The sequence below is a fragment of the Xanthomonas pisi DSM 18956 genome (genome assembly GCF_001010415.1).
GTDB lineage: Bacteria > Pseudomonadota > Gammaproteobacteria > Xanthomonadales > Xanthomonadaceae > Xanthomonas > Xanthomonas pisi.
The window spans coordinates 1-728 of sequence record NZ_JPLE01000181.1; the positions used below are offsets into that span (position 1 = coordinate 1).

At 49.0% G+C, this 728-nt stretch carries 1 protein-coding gene and 1 pseudogene; both read left to right on the top strand.

Annotation, left to right across the window (positions count from 1 at the left end):
- Positions 1-331, top strand: a 331-nt coding sequence (locus Y887_RS21495; protein WP_046965585.1) for a hypothetical protein, incomplete at its 5' end; no start/stop codon positions are given.
- 27 nt (positions 332-358) lie between these two features.
- Positions 359-700 (top strand): annotated as a pseudogene (locus tag Y887_RS21500) (hypothetical protein); the annotation flags it as partial.
- Between the last annotated feature and the right edge of the window lie 28 nt (positions 701-728).

Below are 728 nucleotides of genomic sequence, written 5' to 3' on the forward strand. Positions count from 1 at the left end.
TGCCGCGCGTTGCATGGGTGACCTTGAGATTCACCCGTCCCACACAGGTGTTCACGCAGCGGGAATCATCGTGTGTAATGACCCAATCTCTGATTACTGTACTGTAACTGCAGAAGGGATTGCGCAAATCGATAAGCCTGACAGCGAATACCTAAACCTTTTGAAGCTTGATGCGCTGGGCCTTCGTACTCTCGGCATTATTTCTGATACAGGCGCTATTGATGCTGAAACGCTCTACGGAATCAAGCTTGATGACCAAAGCGTCCTTGACATTCTTAACGAAAACAAGATGTCAGGCATCTTCCAGTTTGAAGGAGATGCTGTACGCTAAGAAACAAACTTTGTTCACGTCGATAAATTTAACAAAATCGACAACCTGACAGCTTTGGGTCGACCTGGCCCGTTGTCGTCCGGTATGGCCCAGAAATACATTGAACGCGCGGCAGGGCGTGCGCCGATTGAATACGACGTGCCGCAGCTTGAGCCGTACTTAAAAGAGACTTACGGCGTGTTTCTTTACCAAGAGCAAATCATGGCCGTGGTTAAAGAGATTGGTTCATTTGACTGGGCGAAAACGTCCGCTGTACGTAAGGCGATGTCAGGCCGTAAGGGGGAAGAATACTTTAACAAGCTTGGCGAAGACTTCGTTGCAGGAGCAATAAATAACGGTGTACCGGAAGCGGATGCAAGAAAGCTTTGACAAGCGATGGCCACGTACGGGTCAAGAG